Annotated in this window: 15 protein-coding genes and 1 pseudogene; 12 read left to right on the top strand and 4 right to left on the bottom strand. The window is 60.3% G+C overall.

Going from position 1 to position 19903, the window contains the following annotated elements; all coding sequences use genetic code 11:
* Window positions 1-245: 245 nt before the first annotated feature.
* From hisS to larD, 4 genes are all read left to right on the top strand, one after another.
* Complete coding sequence (hisS, locus tag ACTQ05_RS07375; RefSeq protein ID WP_427729192.1) at window positions 246-1559, top strand: histidine--tRNA ligase; 1314 nt, start codon at window positions 246-248, stop codon at window positions 1557-1559.
* A gap of 257 nt (window positions 1560-1816) precedes the next feature.
* Window positions 1817-4630, top strand: coding sequence for a phosphoenolpyruvate carboxylase (locus ACTQ05_RS07380; RefSeq protein WP_370450652.1), 2814 nt, complete (start codon window positions 1817-1819; stop codon window positions 4628-4630).
* Window positions 4631-5509: 879 nt separating this feature from the next.
* On the top strand, window positions 5510-6787 hold the full coding sequence (gene larA / locus ACTQ05_RS07385; protein WP_427748316.1) for a nickel-dependent lactate racemase: 1278 nt from the start codon (window positions 5510-5512) through the stop codon (window positions 6785-6787).
* 49 nt (window positions 6788-6836) lie between these two features.
* A complete protein-coding gene (gene larD, locus ACTQ05_RS07390) occupies window positions 6837-7568 on the top strand; it encodes a D/L-lactic acid transporter LarD (RefSeq protein WP_441017382.1) in 732 nt (243 codons plus the stop codon).
* 302 nt (window positions 7569-7870) lie between these two features.
* Here larD and ACTQ05_RS07395 read toward each other — a convergent pair whose 3' ends face one another.
* The 4 genes from ACTQ05_RS07395 to serB all read right to left on the bottom strand — a co-directional run bounded on the left by ACTQ05_RS07395 (window position 7871) and on the right by serB (window position 10888).
* Entirely contained in the window at window positions 7871-8410 is a 540-nt protein-coding gene (locus ACTQ05_RS07395; protein ID WP_441049131.1) for a TetR/AcrR family transcriptional regulator, read from the bottom strand.
* Window positions 8411-8412: 2 nt separating this feature from the next.
* The gene (locus tag ACTQ05_RS07400; protein ID WP_441049133.1) at window positions 8413-9342 is read right to left on the bottom strand and encodes a LarC family nickel insertion protein; all 930 of its coding nucleotides are present in this window, start codon (window positions 9340-9342) and stop codon (window positions 8413-8415) included.
* Window positions 9343-9352: 10 nt separating this feature from the next.
* Window positions 9353-10135 carry a nickel pincer cofactor biosynthesis protein LarB gene (gene larB / locus ACTQ05_RS07405; protein WP_441538621.1) on the bottom strand — a complete coding sequence of 261 codons (783 nt, stop codon included), beginning with the start codon at window positions 10133-10135 and terminating at the stop codon, window positions 9353-9355.
* A 117-nt stretch (window positions 10136-10252) separates the two neighbouring features.
* Entirely contained in the window at window positions 10253-10888 is a 636-nt protein-coding gene (serB, locus tag ACTQ05_RS07410; protein ID WP_427747576.1) for a phosphoserine phosphatase SerB, read from the bottom strand.
* Window positions 10889-11145: 257 nt separating this feature from the next.
* Here serB and aspS point away from each other — a divergent pair, with 257 nt between their 5' ends.
* The 8 genes and pseudogenes from aspS to ACTQ05_RS07450 all read left to right on the top strand — a co-directional run.
* Window positions 11146-12933: an aspartate--tRNA ligase gene (aspS, locus tag ACTQ05_RS07415; RefSeq protein ID WP_427719815.1), complete on the top strand. Its 1788-nt coding sequence runs from the start codon at window positions 11146-11148 to the stop codon at window positions 12931-12933.
* Between the two features lie 357 nt (window positions 12934-13290).
* On the top strand, window positions 13291-13539 hold the full coding sequence (locus ACTQ05_RS07420; protein ID WP_427719814.1) for an HPr family phosphocarrier protein: 249 nt from the start codon (window positions 13291-13293) through the stop codon (window positions 13537-13539).
* 233 nt (window positions 13540-13772) lie between these two features.
* Entirely contained in the window at window positions 13773-14015 is a 243-nt protein-coding gene (locus tag ACTQ05_RS07425) for a FeoA family protein (protein WP_441538623.1), read from the top strand.
* 39 nt (window positions 14016-14054) lie between these two features.
* Complete coding sequence (locus ACTQ05_RS07430; protein WP_006234774.1) at window positions 14055-14276, top strand: FeoA family protein; 222 nt, start codon at window positions 14055-14057, stop codon at window positions 14274-14276.
* A gap of 123 nt (window positions 14277-14399) precedes the next feature.
* The gene (feoB, locus tag ACTQ05_RS07435) at window positions 14400-16727 is read left to right on the top strand and encodes a ferrous iron transporter B (protein WP_441049139.1); all 2328 of its coding nucleotides are present in this window, start codon (window positions 14400-14402) and stop codon (window positions 16725-16727) included.
* A gap of 180 nt (window positions 16728-16907) precedes the next feature.
* A complete protein-coding gene (locus ACTQ05_RS07440; protein WP_117634210.1) occupies window positions 16908-17108 on the top strand; it encodes a hypothetical protein in 201 nt (66 codons plus the stop codon).
* Window positions 17109-17210: 102 nt separating this feature from the next.
* The gene (locus tag ACTQ05_RS07445) at window positions 17211-19160 is read left to right on the top strand and encodes an NAD(P)/FAD-dependent oxidoreductase (protein WP_441064097.1); all 1950 of its coding nucleotides are present in this window, start codon (window positions 17211-17213) and stop codon (window positions 19158-19160) included.
* A gap of 517 nt (window positions 19161-19677) precedes the next feature.
* Window positions 19678-19903 (top strand): annotated as a pseudogene (locus tag ACTQ05_RS07450) (helix-turn-helix domain-containing protein); the annotation flags it as partial.

The following is a 19903-nucleotide window of genomic DNA, read 5'->3' on the forward strand; positions in this document are numbered from 1 at the left end:
GATGCTCGTACCATCATTCGGTTTCCAAGGCGGCCACGGGTATACAAAATGATCCGTTTTCCTCTGTCCCCAACAGATCGTGTGATTCGAAGGGGGCGGAGGAAAGCGGATCGGCTGCAGCGGCGGCACGTCTGGCCGAACGAGCCCCCATACCCTCGTTCGGTCAGACGCGTCGCCGCGTTTTGTTTTTGTGCCGTATAATGACCACTACCTATGACGCGATACTAAAAGAAAGGTGTTTGCCCATGCAGGCACAGAAGGCGGAGGGAACCCGCGACCTTATCGGCGCCGAGATGCGCGCCTGGCAAAAGATGCAGCGGATCGCTGCCGGCGTGTTCGAGCCGTTTGGCTTTAAGCCCATCGAGACGCCCGCGATCGAGCAGGTGGACGTGTTTGTCCACGGCATCGGCCAGTCGACCGATGTCGTGCGCAAGGAGATGTTCCGCGTGTTTAGCGGCGCCAACCTGGAGCGTGTCTTTACCGAGGGCACCGATGCCAAGCTCAAGCCCAAACAGCGCTTGGCGCTTCGTCCCGAGGGCACTGCCGGCGTGGTGCGCGCCGTCGTGGAGAACAACCTGGTGCCCCAGGGCTCCACGCCGTTTAAGGCCTACTATGCCGAGGCCATGTTCCGCGGCGAGCGCCCCCAGAAGGGCCGCCTGCGTCAGTTCCATCAGGTGGGCATCGAGTGGCTCGGTGCTCCCGATCCGGCTGCGGACGCCGAGTGCATCATTATGCTCATGGAGTTCTACAAGCGTCTGGGCTTCGATCTTTCCAAGCTCCGTCTGCTCATTAACTCGATGGGTGATGCCCAGTGCCGTCCGGCCTATCGCGAGCAGGTCAAGCAGTTCATTCTCGATCACGCCGACGAGATGTGCGATGAGTGCCGCGAGCGCGCCGAGCTCAACCCGCTGCGCGCCTTCGACTGCAAGAACGACCATTGCCGCGAGATCATGGCCGAGGCCCCGCTGATGGGCGACAACCTGTGCGACGAGTGCCGCGAGCACTACGAGCAGGTCAAGCGCTATCTGGATGCCGCCGGCATCGAGTATGTCGAGGATCCCACCCTGGTGCGCGGCCTGGACTACTACACCCGTACCGTCTTTGAGGTCGAGGCCCCCGGCGCCGGCGTCGGCTCCATCGGTGGCGGCGGCCGCTACGACGGCCTGGTCGAGCTCGAGGGCGGCAAGCCCACGGCCGGTGTCGGCTTCGCCGTCGGTTTTGAGCGCGCCCTGCTGGCCCTGCAGGCCTTTGGCAGCGACCTGGGTGCCGATGAGGCTCCGTGTGTCTACGTTGCCAACGCCGGCAAGGAACTGCGTCAGAACGTTTTTGCCATTACGCAGAAGCTTCGCGCCGCAGGCATCGTGACCGAGGCAGACTATCAGGGTCGTTCGCTCAAGGCTCAGTTTAAGCAGGCCGACAAGGTGGGCGCCAAGCTCATTTTGGTCTTGGGCGGCGACGAGCTTGCCGCCGGCAAGGTCAAGGTGCGCGACATGCAGAGCCATGACGAGGTGCTGGTCGATCTGGCCAACGTGGTCGAGGCGGTTCGAGAGCGCCTGTAGCGCATCATTTTGAGCTGCGGGTCCGCTAACGCGTCCCGCTCGCGGCGAACGATTGTTACGGGGGTGTTTCGCTTTTATGCGGAATGTCCCCGTTTGCATATGCCGCCCACCGAGAAATACGACCATTTGGGGCAAAAAGCCTTGCAATGCAGAAAATACTTTTGTGTGGTAAAGCGCAATCAGTGTCGAAAGTATTTCTCAAGTGCCTATAATGAATACCGCATGTTACGTGCATAGAAGGAGGAATGGGAGGAAACGTGGCTGAGAACCTAAGCAACCAGTCTGTACCCGAAGCCGCGGCGCGCGTCGCTGCCGTGGTCAACCGCCTCGTTAACCGAATCGGCTCGAATGCCGAGTCCAGGGAGCGTCTCGCCGAGATTGAGATTCCCGAGGAGCTGCGCGACAACCTTGCGCTGTTCCTGCGCCTGGAGCGCCGTGTGCTTAGCGAGTATGATCCCGAGATCGCGGACCTGTTCGACAAGATTCTGTCGGCCGAGATCGTGGCCAATGCCGGCAACCCCGGTAGCCGTGCCGCCGACGAGGCCGTCGACGAGCAGGGCGTGCCCACCGCCGACGAGCCCACTGCTGTGGCGTTTCGCGAGGTCGTCGATTTGATCGACAGCCTACCGCTCGATAAGCAGCAGGTTATCGTCCGCGCCTTTACGAGCTTCTTCCATCTGGCAAACCTGTCGGAGGAGAACTACCGTGTGAAGCAGCTGCGCGAGCGTGAGGCCGGCGCATCGACCGATACCGAGGTCGATCCCGCCAACGAACTCACCGTCGCCTATCACCAGCTGGTGGATGAGATGGGTGTCGAGGGCGCCAACGAGCTGCTCGGCAAGCTTGAGTTCCATCCCGTCTTTACCGCGCATCCCACCGAGGCCCGTCGCAAGGCCGTCGAGGGCAAGATTCGCCGTATCTCTAACCTGCTGGAGGAGCGTCCGCGTCTGGGCGGCTCCGACCTGGTGGAGAACGAGCGCCATATGCTGCAGGAGATCGACGCCCTGGTGCGTACGAGCCCCATCGCGCTCAAGAAGCCCACGCCGGTCGAGGAAGCCGATACCATCATCGACATCTTCGATAACACGCTGTTCGACGTCATCCCCGTCATCTATCGTCGCTTTGACGACTGGGTGCTGGGTGACAAGGCCGGTACCGTGCCGCCGCTGTGCCCGGCGTTCTTCCATCCCGGCAGCTGGATCGGTTCCGACCGCGACGGTAACCCCAACGTCACCGCCAAGGTGAGCCGTGAGGTCGCCGCCAAGTACTTCACCCACATGGTGCTCAAGCTCGAGGACAAGTGCCGCCGCATCGGCCGCAACCTCACGCTCGAGGCCACCTACAGCAAGCCGTCTGCCGAGCTCATCAACCTGTGGAACCATCAGGTCGAGATGAGTGCGCATTACACGGCCCGCGCCGAGCTTATCTCCGAGCACGAGCCGCATCGCGCCGTCATGCTCGTCATGGCCGACCGTCTGAACGCCACCGTACGCCGTATCACCGACACCATGTATCACAGCGCCGACGAGTTCCTAGATGACCTGCGCGTCGTCCAGCGTTCGCTGGCTGCCTGCGGTGCCGTCCGTGCCGCCTACGGCCCGGTGCAGACCATCATCTGGCAGGTCGAGTCCTTCGGCTTCCATATGGTCGAGATGGAGTTCCGTCAGCACTCCGTGGTGCATGCCCGCGCCCTTAAGGATATCCACGAAAACGGTATCCATGGCGACCTGCAGCCCATGACGCGCGAGGTCATCGACACCTTCCGCGCTATCGGCTCCATCCAAAAGCGCTACGGCAAGAAGATGGCACACCGCTACATCATCTCGTTTACCAAGAGTGCCCAGCATGTGGCCGACGTCTTTGAGCTGGCCCACCTGTCCTTCGCACACGAGGAGGACGTTCCCGAGCTCGACGTGATCCCGCTGTTCGAGCAGCTCGAGGACCTCGAGGGCTGTGTTGACGTGCTCGACCAGATGCTTACGCTGCCCGTGGTGCAGAAGCGTCTTGCCCAGACCAACCGCCGCATGGAGGTTATGCTGGGTTACTCCGACTCCTCCAAGGATGCCGGTCCTACCACGGCCATGCTTGCGCTGCACTCCGCGCAGGAGCGCATCGCCAAGTGGGCCGAGAAGAACGATATCGACCTGGTGCTCATGCACGGTCGCGGCGGCGCCGTGGGCCGTGGTGGCGGCCCGGCCAACAAGGCCGTACTGGCGCAGCCCAAGGGTTCAGTCAACTGCTTCTTTAAGCTCACCGAGCAGGGTGAGGTCATCTTTGCCCGTTACGGCAACCGCACGCTGGCTCAGCGCCATGTTGAGTCCGTTGCCGCCGCAACGCTTTTGCAGTCGGCCCCGAGCGTCGAGAAGACCAACACCGAGACCACGCAGAAGTTCTGGGATATGGCCGAGAAACTCAACGCCGCAAGCCACGAGCGCTATCTGGACCTGCTGAACACCGAGGACTTTGCACCGTGGTTCTCGACTGTGACGCCGCTGACCGAGGTCGGTCTGCTGCCGATCGGCTCGCGTCCCGCCAAGCGCGGCTTGGGTGCCAAGTCGCTCGACGACCTGCGTACCATTCCGTGGATTTTCAGCTGGAGCCAGGCACGCATTAACCTGGCCGCTTGGTACGGCCTGGGCACCGCCTGCGAGCAGCTGGGCGATCTTGACCAGCTCAAGGCTGCCTACCAGGAGTGGCCATTCTTCCGCACCTTTATCGATAACATCGAGATGTCGATTGCTAAGACCGATCAGCGCATTGCCAAGATGTATCTGCATCTGGGCGACCGCGATGATCTGTCCAAGAAGGTCTTTACCGAGATGCAGCTCACCCGCAAGTGGGTCCTTGCCATCGTTGGTGACGAGTGGCCGCTGCAGCGTCGTCGCGTGCTCGGCTGTGCCGTTCGCGTGCGTAACCCCTACGTCGACGCCCTGTCCATCGCCCAGGTCCGCGCCCTCCGCGAGGTGCGTATGAACCAGGACGAGATGGCCGAGGAGAAGAAGGCCGAGTACATGAGCCTGATTCTTTCGACTGTGACCGGCGTCTCGGCAGGTCTGCAAAACACGGGGTAATCGATAGCCCTGTGGCTCTCACCGGGGCCCGACGGGTTTCCCTCTGAATGCGTCCTCGCACTTGAAGCCCCCTTATCCTGCTCCTTCGGAGCTGCGGATAAGGGGGCTTCGTGCTGCGGAATGCATTCAGAGGGAAACCCGTCGGGCCCCTTCGTCCTCGGTCCTCTGGAATTAAAGCTGAGGAGAAGAATGGCGCGCTTCGCGCATAGCGTGGAGTGCGGCGAGGGCTTCTTGCGTCCTGCGGAGTGTGCCTAAAAGTAAACTTATGGCGGGCCTTGCGATGTCCAGCTTCGGCGGAAGGCCGCTGGGTGAGGGTGGTGCCTGGGGCGACGTGCAAAAAACGGAGTTTTCAGCAGCCAAAGATCGATGCATAAGGCCATAGCCGGCCCTCGCTGCCTTTGTTGATGATTTTGCAAGACAATTGGGCCTTGGCGATGCTCATATACGGCTGGTTTCTCGCCGCATGTTATCCAGATGGGACGAGTCATGAGGACGATCTACCTTTTGAAAGACTTTTGACACGAAAATCTTATCTTGCGATGCTGAATACTCGCAAAAATGCACGCTCCGGAGGGGGCTACCATGTTGCGGTTCGAAACCCAATGCGTCATTCTATGCAGTATATTGACCTATTTATGCAAGATAGCTTACACGCGCATGCCACAGGATTGATGTTTGCCTCGGCGCTGCGTAATCCACCCTGCCCATAGCTTCTTTGACAGGAGGCCGCGGTCCCTCTTGTGATCGCGGCCGTTTTGTTGTGGGTCAAATATGAACGTTGTGTTAACGACTCGGTGGACGGTGGCGTTTTTCGGTGAGCGGCGTATCCTTCCAACGGTTTATCTAATGTGTCAGCTGAAAGGAAGAGGGCGCTCGTCATTGTTTGAATGTGAACTGCCGTTTGACCACAAGACATTGCATCTGGAGCTCGAGGATAAGAACTTCGCGGGTGTGATGGAAGGTCACCAAAACGAGTTTAAGACTGCAAAATCGCAGGAAGAGCTGGTAGAGGAGTCGCTTGCCAACCCTTATGGATCGCCTTCGCTCGAGGAGCTTTGCGCTGGCAAGAAGGATATTGTCATCATTAGCTCCGACCATACGCGCCCCGTTCCCTCGCGTGTGACGATGCCTATTCTGCTGCATCACATCCACTCCGCTGCGCCTGAGGCGCGCGTTCGCATTCTGGTTGCTACGGGTATGCATCGTCCGTCGACGCACGAGGAGCTCGTCAACAAGTATGGCGAGGAGATCGTTGCCAACGAGGAAATTGTCATGCACGTCGCGACCGACGACAGCATGATGGAAAAGATTGGCACCCTGCCTTCTGGTGGCGAGTGCATCATCAACAAGATTGCCGCCGATTGCGATCTACTGCTTGCCGAGGGCTTCATTGAGCCGCACTTCTTTGCCGGTTTTTCTGGCAGCCGCAAGTCCGTGCTGCCCGGCATCGCCAGCTACAAGACCATCATGTACAACCACAACGGCCAGTTTGTGAACGATTCCCATTCGCGCGCCGGCAACCTGTGCCACAACCACGTGAGCGAGGACATGTTTGCCGCTGCCGAGATGGCTCACCTTGCCTTTGTGCTCAACGTGGTGCTCAACGGCAAGCACGAGGTCATCGGCTCCTTTGCCGGCGACATTCACAAGGCGCACGAGGCCGGCTGCGAGTTCGTGAAGAGCCTTGCCGGCGTTGAGCCCGTCGAGTGCGAGATTGCCATCACCACCAACGGTGGCTATCCGCTCGATCAGAACGTCTATCAGGCCGTGAAGGGCATGTGCGCTGCCGAGGCCACACTTCCCGAGGGCGGCGTGATCATCGATGTCGCCGGTTGCGCCGATGGTCACGGTGGCGAGGGCTTCTATCACAACATCGCTGACAACGATCCGGCAGAGTTTGAGCGCGCCTGCATCGACCGTCCTAAGGACGAGACCCTGCCCGACCAGTGGACGAGCCAGATCTTTGCCCGTATCCTGGCGCATCACCCTGTGATCATGGTCACCGACCTGTGCGATCACCAGATGCTCAAGGATATGCATATGACGCCGGTCAACACCCTCGAGGAGGCGCTCAAGCTCGCCTTTGAAATGAAGGGTGCCGATGCCAAGGTAGCCGTCATTCCCGATGGCCTGGGCGTTGTCGTCGCTCAGCACTAGCGCGCGGCCTAAACGAATCGTTTGTAACCGACAAGAAAGATAAGGTTTTATGCTTACCAAACTCCTCTGCGAATTCGGCGCAACGGCCCTCATGATCATCTTTGGCGTGGGCGTACACTGCGATACCGTGCTTAAGGGCACCAAGTATCAGGGCTCCGGCCACATGTTTGCCATCACCACCTGGTCTTTTGGCATCTCGGTCTGCCTGTTTGTCTTTGGCGGCGCCGTGTGCATGAACCCGGCTATGGTGCTTGCCCAGTGCATCGTCGGTCTGGTGCCGTGGAGCAGCTGCATCCCCTTCATGATTGCCGATATGCTCGGCGGCTTTGTGGGCGCCGTAATCGCTTGGTTTATGTATACCGATGAGTTCAAGGCTTCCGAGGGCGTCGTCGACCCCATTGCCCAGCGCAACATCTTCTCGACCAACCCCACCACCGAGGGCACGAACTATGCCCGCAACTTCTTCTGTGAGGCTATCTGCACCTTTGTGTTCATCAGCGCCATCCTTGCTGCCGCTAGCCGCGCCGGCGAGAACGTTCTGATGCTCGCTATCTGCGTCGGCCTGATCGTTTGGGCCGTTGGCATGGGCATGGGTGGCATCACCGGCTTCGCCATGAACCAGGCACGCGACCTTGGTCCTCGCATGGCCTATCAGGTGCTTCCGATCAAGAACAAGGCTGACAACAACTGGAAGTACGGCCTGCTCGTTCCTGGCATCGCTCCGTTTATCGGTGCCGCTCTGGCCGCGCTGTTTGTGCACGGTTTCTTGGGCATGTTCTAGTCCAAGGCCACATAGTTGTCCGCTGGCCGCATGGGGTAACTTCCCAGCGCGTCCTCGGACATGAAAGAACCCCCGCTGCGCACTTCGTGCGGCGGGGGTTCTTTCGTCCTGTGGAATGCGCTGGGAAGTCACCCCATGCGGACAGCTGAGGGGTCTTTGTTGCGTTTGTACAAGCAACCCAACATATTTCTGAATTTGGATGGGAGGGGCTTGTCGCTGTTGGGGGGCGTTGAAGTGCGAGTGACACGTTGGGATGCGCGGGCGCCTTGGGTTGGGGCAATGCTCTGGGATGAGCCTCTTACTTAGGTGAAGAGGGGTTTTATGGCTGATAGGTAGTCTTTGGCTACGTCGGCCTTGTCGGCTTGGAAGTTGTGCCAGGCCCACCATTGGACGGTGGCTACGAAGCTTGAGGCTATGTGGTGGAGGAGGAAGTTGCGATTCATGGTGCTGGCGGGGCCTGTGGGGTCGACAGGGACGGTTTCGGCTGCGCGCGACATGATGGTCTTGCGGAGACAGTCGGCGAAGACGCGCGAGCCGGCGCCGGCTACGAGGGCGCGTACGCCCTGACGACGATCCCAGAGGTTGTTGAGGATATGCTCGACCTGTACGAGCGGGTCATTGAGGGGTGTACCGTCATCGTCGAGGGCATGGGTGCAGATATCGCACACGAACTCAGCGAGCAGGTCATCTTTGCTCTTAAAGAGGCCGTAGAACGTTGCCCGACCTACATGGGCGCGAGCGATGATGTCGCCGACGGTAATCTTGCCGTAGTCCTCTTCGCGCAGGAGCTCGGAGAACGCCGCAACGATGGCAGCGCGGCTTTTTGCCTTGCGGGCATCCATGGCTATGCGTCCGCGTGAACGAGCAGACAGCGGAGCGTGCCGGAGCAACCCTCGTAGGGGCGTTTGCCGGCGCCGTAGCCGACGGCTTCGATGTGGTAGCGTGAGGGCAGTTGGTCGGACGTGCGCAGCGCGGTGACGATGGCGGCGCCCGTTGGCGTCACGAGCTCGCCGGCGACCGGTGCAGGCGTGAGGGCGATATTGCCTGCCTGGCACAGGTTGACGACAGCGGGGACGGGAATGGGCATGAGGCCGTGGGCGCAGCGGATGGTTCCGTGGCCCTCGGAGAGCGACTCGACCACAACATCCTCAATGCCCAGGTCGTCGAGGCAGATGGCGACAGAGCAGACGTCGACGATGGAGTCGACAGCGCCCACCTCGTGGAACATGACGGTGTCGGGCGTTTTGCCGTGAGCTTTGGCCTCGGCAGCAGCGAGTGCGGTAAAGATGGCGAGGGCACGACGCTTGGCGCCATCGCTTAGCTGTGAGCCGTCGATGATGGCGGTGACGTCCGCCAAAGAACGGTGGTGATGGTGGTGGGCGTGGTGATGGTCCTCGTGGCCATGGCCGTGAGCCTCATGGTCATGCTCGTGCGTATGCTCGTGGCAGTGCTCGTGTTCATGTCCGCCATGGTCATGATGGTGGTGCTCATGCTCGTGCGTGTGCTCGGCAGCTGCTTCGTTGCCAAAGAGCCAGGCCATATCGTGATCATGGTTCTCGAGCTCCTCTGCCAGCTGAACGTCAAAGTCGCAGGCGTCGATGCCATGCTTGTTTACGCGTGTAACGGCAATCTCAAAGCCGTCGACCGGCAGCGTGGCGAGCTGTTCGCGCAGGTGCTCCTCGCTGGCACCCAGGTCGAGCAGGGCCGCGACGGTCATATCGCCGCTGATGCCCGAGGTGCCGTCGATGATAAGCGTATGCTGATGGTTGGACATGGAATGCTCCTTAACGGGCGCAGGGTGTTCCGGCGCTCAGATGATTGATAAGACTTGCCTGGTAGGCGGCACCAAAGCCATTGTCGATATTGACGACCGAAACGCCGCTGGCGCAGGAGTTGAGCATGGCGAGCAGCGCGGCTATGCCACCAAAGCTCGCGCCGTAGCCCACGCTGGTGGGAACGGCGATGACCGGACAGCTTACCAGACCGCCGATAACGCTCGCCAGCGCGCCCTCCATGCCGGCGATGGCGATGACCACCTGTGCCTGGGCAAGTTCCTCGGCATGCGCGAGCAGACGGTGCAGGCCGGCGACACCTACGTCGTAGAGGCGGTCGACCTCGTTGCCGAAGAACTCGGCCGTCAACGCGGCTTCTTCGGCGACGGGCAAGTCGCTCGTGCCGGCGCAGGCGACAACGATGCGTCCGTTACCGGTAGGGGAGGGCTTGCCGCCCACGAGGGCGAGCTGGGCGTTCGGGACATATCCCAGGTCGATCCCGTTGTCGAGAAGCTCCGAGGTGCGGGCTGCTTTTTCGGCATCCAGGCGCGTAACCAGGGTGCGCTCCTGACCGGCATCGCGCAGCGCTTTGATAATGGCGGCAATCTGCTCGGCGGTTTTACCGGCGCCGTAGACAACCTCACCGGCCCCCTGGCGCACCCCGCGCGAAAGATCGAGCTGCGCAAAACCCAGATCGGTGGTTGGCGCCGTTTGGATGCGCGTAAGGGCGTCGGCGGGGGTGACTGATCCGCCGGCAACATCGCTCAGCAGCTGCTCTAGATCTCGCTTATCCATATAAGTTCCCTTCGACGGCGCAAAGTCTAGCACTCAAAGGGTATGTTCCCGAACACTAAGACAAAATTGTTCGGAAACTAGATATAGGGGATTTGATTCTGTTGTTAGATGGATCGGCTAGTCACGCAGGATGATGTCCATGGCGAGCATCAGGTTGCGCTCGTCGATGGCAAACGGAGCGGCCTCGCGCGTCTTGGGCTTGGCGCAAAATGCGATGCCCGTGCCCGCGGCCTGAATCATGGGGATGTCGTTGGCGCCGTCGCCGATCGCCACGGTATGGGCCATATCGACACCGCACTCAACCGCCCAATCCAGTAGCTGGATGAGCTTGGATTCCTTGGTCACAATGTCTGCCGCCAGCTTGCCCGTGAGCTTGCCGTCTACGACCTCCAGGCGGTTGGCCAGGCAAAAATCGATGCCCGCAGCGGCCACGATCTTGTCGGCGACCTCGTGGAAGCCGCCGCTTACCACGCCGACCTTCCAGCCTTTGCTGTGCGCCGAGCGCACAAGCTCCAGTGCGCCGGGGGTAAACGTCACGCGCTCAAAGGTGCGCTCGAAAACGCTCTCGTCCAGGCCGGCAAGCAGGCCCACGCGCTCCTCGAGCGCCTGCTTAAAGTCGAGCTCGCCGCGCATGGCGCGTTCGGTGATCCGCGCAACTTGCCCGCCCACGCCTGCTTCCTCGCCCAACAGGTCGATGACCTCCTGGTTGATGAGCGTGGAATCGATATCCATAACGATGAGGCGTGCAGTCATGGTGGGCCTTTCCGAGTGCGGTTGTATTGTAGGCACATTGTCGCACGCGGCGCGCCTTGGCGACGGCCAGGCCGCGTCAATTGTTTCGTCTCCGTCAAGTCTTTGAGCGGGAGCCACTTTTTCGCGGTACATCGGCGCGGGTGCGATAAGATAGAACGCCATGTCCGGCTGCGCGGTTTACGCAGGCTGGGCAAATCTGTACGACGCCGCCCGGAACGACACGGGGCGGCACAGATCCATAAAGGAGGATCACTGGTATGAGCCAGACCCGTCCCATCGACGAGCATTCCATGCACACCCATACCTGCGGCGAGCTTCGCCGCGAGAACGTGGGCGAAGAGGTCACCCTCACCGGTTGGGTGAGCCGTCGCCGCGACCACGGCGGCCTTATCTTCTGCGACCTTCGCGACCGCGAGGGCATCACGCAGCTCACCTTCGACCCCGAGCACTCCGACGGCGATGCCTTTAAGATCGCCGAGACCATGCGTCCCGAGTGGCCCATCAAGATTCACGGCGTCGTGCGTGCCCGTGGCGAGGAAACCACCAACGCCAAGCTCGCGACCGGCGAGATCGAGGTCCTGACCGACCACGCCGAGGTGCTCAACACCTCCGTTACTCCGCCGTTCCAGATCGAGGACGGCATCGAGACCAGCGAGGACACCCGTCTGCGCTATCGCTATCTGGACCTCCGTCGTCCCGAGATGATGGCCAACCTCAAGCTGCGCTCCGACTTCACCTTTGCCATTCGCGAGGCGCTTCACAACCGTGAGTTCATGGAGGTCGAGACACCCTCCCTGTTCAAGTCTACGCCCGAGGGCGCCCGCGACTTCATCGTTCCCAGCCGTATTCAGCCGGGTAACTTCTACGCCCTGCCGCAGTCCCCGCAGCTCCTAAAGCAGCTGCTCATGGTCGGTGGCGTCGAGCGCTACTACCAGGTTGCCAAGTGCTTCCGCGACGAGGACTTGCGTGCCGACCGTCAGCCCGAGTTCACCCAGGTCGATATCGAGATGTCCTTCGTGGACCAGAACGACGTCATGAGCGCACTCGAAGAGGTCCTGGCCGATGCTTTCGGTCGCATGGGTGTCGAGATGCCCACGCCGCTGCGTCGTATGGACTACTGGGAGGCCATGGACACCTATGGCTCCGACAAGCCCGATACCCGCTATGGCATGCATCTGGTCGATCTGACCGACATCTTTGCCAACTCCAAGTTCAAGGTCTTTGCGACTGCCGCAAACGAGGAGGGCTCTGTCGTCAAGGCCATCAACGCCAAGGGCGCCGGTGCCTGGGCACGTGCCAAGATCGATAAGCTCGCCGGCGTGGCCTCCACGTTTGGCGCCAAGGGTCTGGCCTGGATCGCTTTCCGCGAGGACGGCTCCATCAACAGCCCCATCGTCAAGTTCTTCTCGGACGAGGAGATGGCGGCTCTGCGCGAGCGCATGAACGTCGAGCCTGGCGACCTCGTGATGTTCGCCGCCGGCCCGCGCCTGCTCTCTGACGAGATCCTGGGCGGCATGCGCTCTCACATGGCCAACGCACTCGAGATCAAACGCGAGGGTCACGACTTCCTGTGGGTCGTCAACTTCCCGCTGTTCCACTGGGATGAGGACCGCAAGGCCTATGCAGCCGAGCACCAGCCGTTCACTCTGCCGACCGAGACCGACATCGCCAAGATCGAGGCCGACCCGTTGGCTGCCGGTTCCTGCACCTACGACTTTGTCATGGACGGTTTTGAGGCCGGCGGCGGTGGCATGCGCATCCATAACGCCGAGATGCAGATGTCCATGCTCAAGCTCCTGGGCTTTACCGAGGAGCGCGCCGAGTCGCAGTTTGGCTTCCTCATGGAGGCGCTCAAGTTTGGTGCGCCCCCGATGGGCGGTTTTGCCCTGGGTCTGGACCGCGTGTGCATGCTGCTTACCGGCTCCGATTCTATCCGCGACGTCATGGCGTTCCCCAAGACGGCCAGCGGCTCCGACCTCATGTCGGGCGCCCCGAGTGCCGTTTCCGGCGCCCAGCTCAAGGACGTCAGCCTGCGCTTGATGTAGGCGAGCGGCTACATATTGTCTCTAACGAGGGAAGGACGCGTGCCTTCCCTCGTTTTTTATGCGCGGGCGTTGCGAGGGCATAGGGTGACCGGACGTCGCGGAAAGTGCGTCCCGGAATCTGCGTCCAGAATGGGCCGCGCTTTCCCAAAGGGGGTCCTCTGGGAAAGCGCGGCCCAGAATTCGGCAAAATAATGGGGCACAGTTTCCGGTTGAGCCTTCTGGCGGAAACTGTGTCCCATCGTTGACACTCGAAGTGGGATGTGGTTTCCGTCCCGCTCTCGACAAGCATCTAACGCTACAATAACTACCACGTGGCTGGGTTTGGCCGGCCAAATGTGCGATGCTGCGGGAGGGGACATGGTCGAGTTTACAAAGACGATTAAAGATCCGTTGGGACTACATGCCCGCCCGGTTGCGCTTCTCTATGACATTATCGCCAAGCATCGTAGTGACGTGTCGGTCAGCATCGGCGATCGCCACACGGATGGCCGCGATATCATGGGACTCATGGCCCTCTATGGTGAGTGCGGTGAGAGCGTCGTCTTTCGTGTTTCGGGCGTGGATGAGGCCTCCTGCGTCACATCGATCAGAAATCTCTCACTCTAAGCGGAACAATGTAAAAAGGGGAGAGTCCCCTCTGTTGCATACATTGGTATGACAAGGCACCGCAAAGAGACCGTCTTTGCGGAGCCTTTGTTTAAGATGGGAAACTTTTTCGAAAACTGAATAGAGATCCTTTCCAAAAAGTTAACCACGTGTTAGTTTACTAGTTCGAACATAGACGCGGTTAACTTTTATCGCGTCGATGTTGAGGACGAACCGATGTTAGGAGCTCACTCATGTCTTGCGGACCGCAGATGCCGGCCATGCCGCTTTCTATGGTAAAAGCGGGCGAAACCGTGCACGTGTCTCGTGTAAAGGGCAATGAGGACATAAAGCACCGTCTCAAGGACCTCGGCTTTGTCGAGGGCAGCGAGATCCACGTGGTGAGCTCGAGTGGCGCCAATATCATCGTCATGGTGCTGGGCGCACGCTTTGGCATCGATTCCAAGGTTGCCATGCACATCATGACCGTCGGTTAATCTGCAGCATTTCATAAAAACCGAAAGGGGGACAAGAGGATGAAGACGTTGGGTGACGTTAAGGTGGGCGAGAGCTCTACCATCGTCAAGCTTCACGGTGAGGGCGCACTTCGCCGCCACCTTATGGACCTGGGGCTCATCAAGGGCACTTCGTTCAAGGTCGTGAAGGTTGCACCGCTCGGCGATCCGGTCGAGATCAACGTGCGCGGCTACGAGCTTTCCATCCGCAAGGAGGAGGCGGCCGTCGTCGAGGTCCAGTAAGGGCCCACGACGTTTATTTCTGCAGATAAAGTTAGAAATTTCTAACTTAATGCAGCAACTTTGAAGCACATTATCCAGCCTGCGCGGAGAAAGCAGCGCGGGCTCACAAGGAAGAAGGATTGAATGGCGGATTCTCAGATCCATGTCGCGCTGGCGGGTAACCCCAACTGCGGCAAGACCACGCTTTTCAACCTGATCACCGGCGCCAACGGCTACGTTGGCAACTGGCCCGGCGTCACGGTTGAGAAAAAGGAGGCTAAGCTCCTAAGCGACAAGAACGTTACCATCACGGACCTCCCCGGCATCTACTCGCTTTCCCCCTACAGCCCCGAGGAGCAATGCTCGCGCGATTACCTCATGAGCGGCGAGCCCGATGTCGTCGTCCAGGTTGTCGATGCCACCAACCTCGAGCGCAACCTGTACCTGGCGCTTCAGGTTATCGAGACCGGCCTACCCGTGGTCGTCGCCCTCAACATGGCCGACTTGGTCGAGAAGAACGGCGACAAGATCGACACGGACAAGCTCTCCAAGAAACTCGGCTGCCCAGTCATGATGATTTCGGCCCTTAAGAACAAGGGTATTAAGGAGCTGTTCGAGCAGGTTAAGAAGTCCGCTGCTTCCAAGGGCCAGGTGCCGGAGCACAAGTTCGATTCCTCCATCGAGGACGTTCTGGACCACATCGAAAACAACCTGCCGGCGAGCGTTCCCGCCAACAAGCGTCGCTACTACGCGGTTAAGCTGTTCGAGCGTGATGCGGACGCCTGCAAGCTCATCAACCTCACTAAGGAGAAGGCCGCTCGCGTGGAAGAGCTGGTCGCCCAGTGCGAGCAGGACTGTGATGACGACGCCGAGTCCATCATCACCGGTGAGCGCTATGGCGTCATCGCGCACATCATCGACGAGTGCCTCACCAAGGCTCCGGCCAAGATGAGCACCTCCGAGAAGATCGACCGTGTGGTTACCAACCGTATCCTGGGCCTGCCGATCTTTGTGGTCATCATGTTCTGCGTGTACTACATCGCCGTTTCCACCTTAGGCGGCACAGTGACCGACTTCACCAACGACCAGCTCTTTGGCACCGACGGCTGGTACGTGCTCGGCCAGGGTCGCGACGCCTACGACGCAGCTGTCGAGGCTGCGGGCGACGATGCCGACTCGGTTGACCCGGCGCAGTACGGCCCCTATGTCCCGGGTATCACCACCGTGGTGCACGATGCCCTTGTGGCGGGTGGCACCGAGGACGGCGGCCTGGTCGATTCGCTGGTCTGCGACGGCATCGTCGGCGGTTTGGGCGCTATCTTCGGCTTCGTCCCGCAGATGTTCCTGCTCTTTGTGATGCTGTCCTTCCTGGAGGACTGCGGCTATATGGCCCGCGTCGCCTTCATCATGGACCGCGTGTTCCGCCGCTTTGGCCTGTCCGGTAAGTCCTTTATCCCCATGCTCGTGTCCTCGGGCTGCGGCGTCCCCGGCGTCATGGCCACCAAGACCATCGAGAACGAGAAGGACCGCCGCATGACGGTCATGACCACCACGTTTATTCCCTGTGGTGCCAAGCTGCCGATCATCGCCCTGCTCATGGGTTCCATCATCGGCGATTCTTCCACCACCGCGGCGTGGATCAGCCCGCTCTTCTACTTCCTGGGCGTCTTCGCCGTCATCGCCTCGGGCCTTATGCTCAAGAAGACCAAGCTCTTCGCCGGTCGCCCGACGCCGTTCGTTATGGAGCTTCCTGCCTACCACTTCCCGGCGATCCGCTCTTGGGCACTGCACGTGTGGGAGCGCTGCTGGGCCTTTATCAAGAAGGCCGGCACGGTCATCTTCGCATCCACCGTCGTTGTTTGGTTCCTCTCCAACTTTGGAAGCTACAACGGTTCCTTTGGCTTCCTGCCTGCAATGGACGGCATCTCCGAGGAGTTCATGGACTACTCCGTGCTTGCCATGCTCGGTAACCTGGTCGCTTGGATCTTCGCTCCGCTCGGCTTTAGCACCTGGCAGGCAACTGCGCTGACCGTCTCGGGCCTTGTGGCTAAGGAGAACGTCGTCGCCACCGCCGGCTCGCTGCTGTCCGTGGCTGACGCCGCCGAGACCGACCCGAGCCTGTGGACTGCGTTTGCCGGTATGTTCCCCACCATGGGCGCTTGCGTTGCCTTTGGCGCGTTCAACCTGCTGTGCGCTCCGTGTTTTGCCGCCATGGGTACTATCCGCAACCAGATGGACTCCGGCAAGTGGACCGCGATTGCCATCGGTTACGAGTGCGCCTTCGCTTGGGTGATCGGCCTGTTCATCAACCAGTTCTACAACCTGTTTGTGTTGGGACAGTTTGGTATCTGGACGATTGTGGCCATCGTTCTGCTGGTTGCGATGCTCTTCCAGATCTTTCGCCCTATCCCTGCGCATGCATGGACCGACGAGGACGAGACCAACACTGCTTCCGCCGCAGTTTCCGCTTAAGTCCGAATAAGGATTAGCCCCTTTCCACGAGCCCGGGTGTCCCAGCGACACTCGGGCTTTTTGGCGTAATGGGGGAGATGTGGCGTTTCCGCAGATAAAACCGACCAAAATAAACCTGTCCCTTTTTGGCAGGTGGAAAATGGGGTAAAGTAAGTGATGGTTAACTAGAGGAGGCTTGCTATGGCACCTATCGATATTGTTGTTCTGGCTGTTATCGGTATTGCGTTTGTCGCGGTATGCGTGCGCATCTACCGCAAGGGCACCTGCGCCGACTGTGCTCAGGGTGGCGTTTGCACAGGACATTGCTCCAACAAAAAGACGTGTGCCGCACTTAAGGGCGTGGACAAAATCGCCGAAGACCTGGGCCGCGGTATTCATTAGTCGAACGGCGCTTGGGCATGTATGATTGCGGATACGGCGGTCGCTGATACGATAGGTGTGTTAGCAACTGCCGCCGAGCGGCTCAAACGAAAGGAACCCTGTATGGAGTCCTGTGCCTACCCGATGCTCTTTAGCCCGATCAAGGTCGGTACGACCGAGGTCAAGAACCGCGTCTTTATGCCGCCGGTATCTACCAACCTAGCCGATCACGGCTATGTGACCGACGACTTGGTCGATCATTACCGTGCACGCGCCAAGGGCGGCGTGGGCCTCATCATTACCGAGGTCGTGACGGTTGAGCCTACCTATACCTATCTGCCGGGTGACATGTGCTGCTACGACGACACGTTTATCCCCGGCTGGAAAAAGCTCGCAGCGGCCGTCCACGAGTATGGCTGCAAGATCATGCCGCAGCTCTTCCACCCCGCCTACATGGCCTTTAACATTCCGGGCACGCCGCGCCTGATCGCTCCGTCCTTTGTGGGTCCGTCCTATGCCCGCGAGGCACCGCGTCCTATCACGGTCGATGAGATTCACGAGCTCACGCATCAGTTTGGTGACGCTGCCGTGCGTATGCAGAAGGCCGGTGTCGATGGCGTCGAGGTCCATGCGGCACATGCCCACGGCATGCTCGGCGGCTTTTTGACTCCACTCTACAACAAGCGTACCGACGAGTACGGCGGCTCGCTCGACGCCCGTATGCGCTTCTTGCTCGAGGTCATCGCCGAGATTCGCGAGCGCTGCGGCAAGGACTTTATCATCGACGTCCGCATCTCGGGCGATGAGTACACCGATGGCGGCCTGACCCTCAACGACATGATCTACGTCTCGCGTCGCTTGGAAAAGGCCGGCGTCGACATGATTCACGTGTCGGGCGGCACCACCATCAAGCGCGGCTCCGCGATTCCCGCCGCCGGCACGCAGCAGGCCTCGCACGCCGCCTGCTCGCGCGAGATCAAAAAGCACGTCAACATTCCCGTCGCCACCGTCGGACGCATTAACGAGGCCTGGATCGCCGAGGAGCTGATCGAGGACGGCGCGGCCGACATCTGTATGATGGGCCGCGCCAATCTGTGCGATGCCGAGTTCTGCAACAAGGCAGCCGCTGGCAACGCCGACGAGATCCGTCCCTGCATCGGTTGCCTGCGTTGCCTGAACGGCATTATGTTTGGCAAGCGCATCTCCTGCACCGTCAACCCGGACGTGGAGCGCGACGAGGCTGGCTACGAGCCTGCCGCCGAGGCCAAGAACGTACTGGTTGTGGGCGCCGGTCCCGCGGGTATGGAGGCAGCCTACATTGCCGCCAAACGCGGTCATAACGTGGTGCTCGTGGATAAGCAGGACGAGCCGGGCGGAGAGATGCGCATCGCAGCCGTTCCGCCGGCAAAGCAGGAACTCACCCGCGTGATCAAGTATCAGTACCGTCGCCTGGCCGAGGCCGGCGTAAAGTGCGTCTTTGGCACCGAGCTTACTGCCGAGGACATTCAGCGTGACTACGCCGACTACGAGGTCGTCCTGGCCTATGGCGCCGAGCCTATCGCCCCGGCCTTCATGCAGGGCTTTAAGCAGGTTATGACGGCTGACGACCTGTTGGGCGGCAAGGCTTTCCCGGGCAAGAAGATCGTCATCGTGGGTGGCGGCACCGTTGGCTGCGAGACGGCCGATTACCTGGCCCCGTTGGTCAACGACCTGTCGCCGGCCAACCGCGACGTCACCGTCATCGAGATGACCAAGACGCTCGCCGCCAACGAGGGTGGTGCCGGTCGCGCGGTGCTCATCACGCGCATGCTCTCAAAGGGCGTTCACGTGCTGACCGAGGCCAAGGTGACCGAGATTACCGAGGATACTATCAGCTACGAGAAGGACGGCGAGATCCACACCATCGCCGGTGCCGATACGCTGGTGCTTGCTATGGGCTATCGTCCCAATACCAAGCTGGCCGACGACCTGGCGGCAGCCGGCGTTACCACTCACGTGCTGGGCGATGCCAACAAGTGCGGCAACATTCGCGACGCCATCGGCGATGGCTACAAGGTCGCCTGCGAGCTCTAGTCAACCCCTTGGCGTATGGGGACAGGTTACTTTGCACCAAGTTGGTGCATGTGAACCTGACCCCATTGCACCATTTGATAAAACGCAAGCGGCGGCCGTCCCGTGTTTGGGCGGCCGCCGCTTGCGTTTTATCATAGAAAGATCATTGCCGAGCCTTAAATGCCTTTTGTCTGTGTGCCTTCCACAATCATGTTGCGGTTGTAGGCCAGGTGCAGATACATCGCATCGTGAGCGGCAGTGGGGTTGTGCGCCTCGATGTCGTCGGCCGCACCGTGGTGCGTGTGGATGGTCTCCTCGACGAGCTTTTTTGCCCGTTACGTCGATAAAAAGGGGAACGGACGCCTTGAACACACCCATCAGACGGGTAACGACGAGGTTGCCGCCATCCCAGGGCGGCTTCATGGAGTAGCGCCCGTACGCATCGAATTTATCCTCTCATAGATGTGCGGCACCAAGAGCCCCGAGTTCATACTGAACTGCCTCCCATTTCTTGGACACGAGAAATGGGAGGCTTTTTATGCGAGTCGACTTGAGGGTGAAGCACGACATCGAGGCCAGGAAGGCGGCGATCGGGCTCTTCGAGCGAGGCCACGGTTCCGAGTCGGCGGCGAAGGCGCTGTCGGTCCCGCGCGACACCGTGAGACAATGGCTCTACGTATACCGGTCGTTCGGAAGCGAGGTGCTGCTATCCATGGACGGCAAGCAGACCAGGTACACATACGAGCAGAAGGTCGCCGCCGCCT

This window comes from Collinsella sp. LCP21S3_A9 (genome assembly GCF_052118785.1).
In the GTDB taxonomy this organism is placed as follows: domain Bacteria; phylum Actinomycetota; class Coriobacteriia; order Coriobacteriales; family Coriobacteriaceae; genus Collinsella.

Bases quoted from the DNA above. Each gene is read 5' to 3' on its own strand.
- hisS (WP_427729192.1), top strand. From the start codon at position 246: ATGCAGGCACAGAAGGCGGAGGGAACCCGCGACCTTATCGGCGCCGAG.
- larD (WP_441017382.1), top strand. From the start codon at position 6,837: ATGCTTACCAAACTCCTCTGCGAATTCGGCGCAACGGCCCTCATGATC.
- ACTQ05_RS07395 (WP_441049131.1), bottom strand. From the start codon at position 8,410: ATGGATGCCCGCAAGGCAAAAAGCCGCGCTGCCATCGTTGCGGCGTTC.
- ACTQ05_RS07400 (WP_441049133.1), bottom strand. From the start codon at position 9,342: ATGTCCAACCATCAGCATACGCTTATCATCGACGGCACCTCGGGCATC.
- larB (WP_441538621.1), bottom strand. From the start codon at position 10,135: ATGGATAAGCGAGATCTAGAGCAGCTGCTGAGCGATGTTGCCGGCGGA.
- serB (WP_427747576.1), bottom strand. From the start codon at position 10,888: ATGACTGCACGCCTCATCGTTATGGATATCGATTCCACGCTCATCAAC.
- aspS (WP_427719815.1), top strand. From the start codon at position 11,146: ATGAGCCAGACCCGTCCCATCGACGAGCATTCCATGCACACCCATACC.
- ACTQ05_RS07420 (WP_427719814.1), top strand. From the start codon at position 13,291: ATGGTCGAGTTTACAAAGACGATTAAAGATCCGTTGGGACTACATGCC.
- ACTQ05_RS07425 (WP_441538623.1), top strand. From the start codon at position 13,773: ATGTCTTGCGGACCGCAGATGCCGGCCATGCCGCTTTCTATGGTAAAA.
- ACTQ05_RS07430 (WP_006234774.1), top strand. From the start codon at position 14,055: ATGAAGACGTTGGGTGACGTTAAGGTGGGCGAGAGCTCTACCATCGTC.
- feoB (WP_441049139.1), top strand. From the start codon at position 14,400: ATGGCGGATTCTCAGATCCATGTCGCGCTGGCGGGTAACCCCAACTGC.
- ACTQ05_RS07440 (WP_117634210.1), top strand. From the start codon at position 16,908: ATGGCACCTATCGATATTGTTGTTCTGGCTGTTATCGGTATTGCGTTT.
- ACTQ05_RS07445 (WP_441064097.1), top strand. From the start codon at position 17,211: ATGGAGTCCTGTGCCTACCCGATGCTCTTTAGCCCGATCAAGGTCGGT.